Genomic DNA, 306 nt, shown 5'->3' with positions numbered 1-306 from the left:
CTGATCCTCATCGGCTATGGGTTGGGCGCCGCGTCGAAGCCGTTCTTCGCCCTCGCTGGCGCACCGGCCATGGTGTTTGCCGCGCGCTTCGCCGACCGCATCGGCAAGGGGATCCGCGGCGCGCCGCGGGACGCGCTGGTGGCGGATGTCACGCCGCCCTCCATTCGCGGGCGCGCCTACGGGGTGCGCCAGGCGCTCGATACGGTCGGGGGGTTCCTCGGCCCGCTCCTCGCCATCGCGCTGATGGCGCTGTTCGCCGACGACATGCGAACGGTGTTCTGGTTCGCCCTCATTCCCGGCGCGCTT

1 protein-coding gene is annotated in these 306 nt (G+C 71.6%); it reads left to right on the top strand.

The features are described 5' to 3' along the window. Window positions 1-306: MFS transporter (locus V5F48_RS25100; protein WP_394260667.1), on the top strand; the 306-nt coding region annotated here is incomplete at both ends.

The sequence above is a fragment of the Xanthobacter autotrophicus ATCC 700552 genome (assembly GCF_043194565.1).
GTDB lineage: Bacteria > Pseudomonadota > Alphaproteobacteria > Rhizobiales > Xanthobacteraceae > Xanthobacter > Xanthobacter autotrophicus_F.
The sequence above is the reverse complement of the archived record's forward strand: the minus strand, read 5'-3'. Positions and strand labels throughout refer to the sequence as shown.